4 protein-coding genes are annotated in these 3,867 nt (G+C 48.8%); all 4 read right to left on the bottom strand.

The window, feature by feature from the left end; all coding sequences use genetic code 11:
- On the bottom strand, positions 1–272 hold a 272-nt coding region (locus tag JRG72_11540; protein MBW2135836.1), incomplete at its 3' end, for a sulfatase-like hydrolase/transferase.
- Positions 273–276: 4 nt separating this feature from the next.
- Positions 277–1,698 (bottom strand): hypothetical protein, encoded by a 1,422-nt coding sequence (locus JRG72_11535; protein MBW2135835.1) that lies wholly within the window; start codon positions 1,696–1,698, stop codon positions 277–279.
- A gap of 68 nt (positions 1,699–1,766) precedes the next feature.
- Positions 1,767–2,450, bottom strand: a complete 684-nt coding sequence (locus tag JRG72_11530; protein MBW2135834.1) for a phosphoadenosine phosphosulfate reductase family protein — start codon at positions 2,448–2,450, stop codon at positions 1,767–1,769.
- A 76-nt stretch (positions 2,451–2,526) separates the two neighbouring features.
- Entirely contained in the window at positions 2,527–3,813 is a 1,287-nt protein-coding gene (locus tag JRG72_11525) for a hypothetical protein (GenBank protein MBW2135833.1), read from the bottom strand.
- Positions 3,814–3,867: the final 54 nt, after the last annotated feature.

Below are 3,867 nucleotides of genomic sequence, written 5' to 3'. Positions count from 1 at the left end.
ATATGTTGGAGTTTTTTACCAAGTGTTAAGGTATGAGGAGTTAAAGCTGAACCATCTACCAAATGTTCGCTCGGGTAGAGGCCGGTGAATAATGAGGCGTGTGAAGAAAGCGTCCAATTTCCAGGAGCATAACAACGGGAGTAAAAAGTAGACTCTTTCGCAATCTCCTCTAAATTCGGTGTGGTGCGGCGATGATAACCGTAAAGAGACATGTGCTTAGCCCCTACAGTATCCATAACGATCATAATGATATTGGGCAGATTGTTTGACATGTTTTCAACCCCTAGCTCTCCGTGGTATAGCTTTCAATAGTTGCCAGTCCCCACAACGCCGGGCAATGAGCGAAAAAATTATCAAATATTGGATGACAAAGCTTAATAAAGTCCAGATCAACGGGGGACTATAGTTATAGTGCAAAATCCATATAAGCCCAAAGGCCCCCAAAGATAATAAGGTTAACTGAATGATCTCGCTGGGGAAACTTAACACTCCCAATGTCTTCCATACCTGCCAGGCCCCCAGACCATTTAGCAAAGCCAGGCCAAAAGCCTTGGCTAGGGCCAGCCCAGTTAAGCCATACTTTGCGGCCATCAAGGCCATTAGGGGTAAAATGATACTAAAGCCTGAGACATACACCTTGAGGGCAGTCTTCTGGTTCTTAGTCAAAGTAAGCAATAAAAAAACTGAACCTGCCGACACGCTAGCCAGTTGCCCCAGAGCGAGGACCCCCAAGGCCCATTTGGCCTTGGAAAATCCTGGCCCGAAGAAATCCAGCAATTCGACCGGAACCAACAGAAATAGCAGACAGGTAGGTAAAGCCAGATAGTACATCCACCGGGCCGTGCTCCGGGCTACATATTCCAACTCTCGTACCTCCCCACGTTGGTGGTGCTGCACAAATAAAGGAGGCAATATGGCATTAATAGCAATCAGAGGCAGGCTGACAAAGACAGCCATCTTCATAGCTGCGCCATAATAAGCAACTTCCTGAGGTGTCCGGAACAATGCCAGAATTAGGCTGTCCAGCATGGCTAAGCCGGTCTGTAAGGCAACACTGAAAAAAACTATTAAACTATAACCCCAGATTTCTTTCCAGGGAAGGCTTATTTCTAACCCTGGCTGAGGGCGAGGGGTATATTTTTTCAAACCCCATAATAAGATAACCAGCGCTCCGGTAAAACTTAAGAGGAATGCCCCGGAAAGAGCGGTGGCCAGATCGGGAAGCCAGGGGACCATATAATAAAAAGCCAAAATCAGACCCAACAGCATGGCCGGTTGGGCCACATAAGCGGTCAAGGTGGCGAGCAGAACCGCTCCCAGCCCCCGCAGGGTTTCCCGGAGAAGAAAGGTGAGCGCCAGGATTGGAAGCGCTACCGCGAAGCAGAGAAGCACCTTGGGTAGATCCGGCGCATTCAAGTATTCAGCTAGCCAGAACCGGTAATAATAAATCACCCCGGCGGTTAGTAGGGTGAGGCCCATAATGACCAGCGCATTCTTATAAACCAGGCGACTGACCAGACCAATCTGGCCGTTCTCTTTAAGCAGGGCTGAATAGCGCAGCATGCCATTATTCAGTCCCAGCGTACAGATGGTGCCCAGGAAGGTAACCATGTTGACAGCAATCAAAAATGTCCCCATCAGCTCTGGACCATACAACCGGGCTAAGACTAGATAGGTAGCATAAACAATCGCTACCATTAAAATTTTCCCTGCCAGAGCCGCAACTGAAGTGCCGGCTACTCTGGAAAGGGGGGAGCCTTGGTTCATTAGAAATAGCCCATGGCCCGCAGGCGTTTCATGATTTCTTCTTTTTGCTGGTCCCGGCCGGCTCGTTCCGGGCCGCCCGCGGCGCCTAGTTTAGTGCAGGGTTCGCACCCTAAACTGCGGTAGCCCTGGCGATACAGCACACAATATGGAATGTCATTATCCTTGATATATTGCCAGATATCCATCTCGGTGAAGTGGAGAATGGGATGGACCCGTATATGCTGAGGATTTTCCCGCGGGGAGAAATAGCTTTCCTTTTCCCGGTCGGGCTGTTCATCCCACCGCATCCCGGTGATCAAGGCCTCCCAACCATACTTTTTAAGCGAGTTATTTATCACTTCGGTCTTTAACTTCAGGCAACATTCTTCCTTATTGGCGGCAATTTTGATGGTTTTCAAGGCTTCGTCATTGCGTTCGATATGCAGATCCAAACCCCACTCCTGAGCCAGCCGATCCCGGAACTCGTAAATCTCCTTAAACTTGACGGTAGTATCGATATTCAAAACCGGGATCGGCACCTGGCCCCCGCCGATTTCCCGCAGCAGGTGCAGGGTAGTAGTGGAGTCTTTTCCTCCAGTCCAGGCAACCGCAATTTTACCCTTATAACGGCCCAGGGCCTCTTGGAGGATACTTTTGCTTTTGGCAATCTTTGCTTCCAAAGTCTTTAACTGCTCTACACTCATATTTTATTCCCCTTCTGTTATTTTGGATTTGGCAACAAACGATGGGAGAATTAGCTTCGATCCAAGAAGTTAGAGATTATGCTTTGGTCTTCAGCTTTTTTCGCCAAGGAAACAATTTTTGCAGATCTTGCCCCCACTGCTGGATATATTTGCCCAATTGTGCGAGGCAAGGTGAATCTGCTTCGGAGCGGGTCATATTTTGCCAATACTCACGACCAAAGGCTACAAATATCATCATAAAAAAGGTACCAACCCCCGCTCCTATTGACATAAGCATACGTTTAGGCTTGGATTTTTTCTCAGGTGGGATAGCCTGGTCCACGACCTGTACCACCGCCGCATCGCGTACCATGTCCAAGCGGGCGATCTCGACCATCCGAGTATAAAGCTGGTACAGGCTTTCTTGGAATTTAACTTCCCGATATAACCGCATATATTCCAAACCCAGAGCCGGGACCTTGGAAGTAGCCAGGCAGGCTTCACCGATGCAGGTTTTGTCTGCTTGAGTTTCGGCCTCACGCAGTTTTTCTTTCAAACTTTTGATCTCAGTTTCCAGATTTATGACCTGATAGTTATATGGCGTGGCCTGCTGCCGCAAAACCTGGAGTTCTACCTCCTTGGCATCGATGGCAGCCCGCAAATTAGCTATATATTCGAGCATCCCTCTGGTCTGATCTTCGATCTGGATCACGCTGCGTTGTTCGCTAAAAGTGCGCAACTCTTCCTCGGCTTGGGTAAGCTTTTTGCTGGCCGCGGCCAATTCTTTCTCTAGGAAAGCCAGACGCTCCCTGGCTTCTTTAGAGGCCATCTCTTGTAAGAGTTTATCCAGTTTGTCCACAAAGGCATTGGCCATTGCCGCCGCCTGTTGGGGTTGTTCATCAGTTACATTTATTGCAATGAGTCCGGTATCGCTAGTGCTGATCTCGGCTCTTTGGCTTAATTCTTCCCGCACATCCTCAATGTATTCCTGATCATATACTTCTCGCAAATTAAAGCGCTGGATTATGTAATCAAAGATGGTATTGCTTTGCAGCATTCCGACATAGAGCTCGCCCGGCGACTTGAGACCCAGCATACTGGCGGCCATTCCTCCCAGACCACTGCTTCTAGTCGAGGTAGGAAGGGCACTGCCTCCCAGGGTCTCCAGCAGTTGAGCGCTCATAGTCATATTTTGCTGCGGCGGCAGCAAACGCGCCGAGGCGGTATACATATCAGGGCTGACACAAAGGATCAGATACGTTAAAAACGTCACCGCCACACTGGCATAAATAATCATCTGGCTATGTTTGGCCAGCACCAAAACATAGTCCAGGAGGTGAACTTCCTCATCACCAGAAGAGGATTTATTTACCACGTCGTCCATTTATACCGGTTTTGGATGATTGAGAAGAAATGTCGCGTTATCAGGCAGAGCTTG

This window comes from Deltaproteobacteria bacterium (assembly GCA_019309545.1).
In the GTDB taxonomy this organism is placed as follows: Bacteria; Desulfobacterota; Desulfobaccia; order Desulfobaccales; family Desulfobaccaceae; genus Desulfobacca_B.
Note: the sequence above shows the minus strand (reverse complement) of the source record. Positions and strands in the feature narration are given on the sequence as shown.

Excerpts from the sequence above, each read along its gene's own strand:
- JRG72_11530 (MBW2135834.1), bottom strand. The coding sequence starts at position 2,450 with ATGAGTGTAGAGCAGTTAAAGACTTTGGAAGCAAAGATTGCCAAAAGC.
- JRG72_11525 (MBW2135833.1), bottom strand. The coding sequence starts at position 3,813 with ATGGACGACGTGGTAAATAAATCCTCTTCTGGTGATGAGGAAGTTCAC.
- JRG72_11535 (MBW2135835.1), bottom strand. The coding sequence starts at position 1,698 with ATGGTAGCGATTGTTTATGCTACCTATCTAGTCTTAGCCCGGTTGTAT.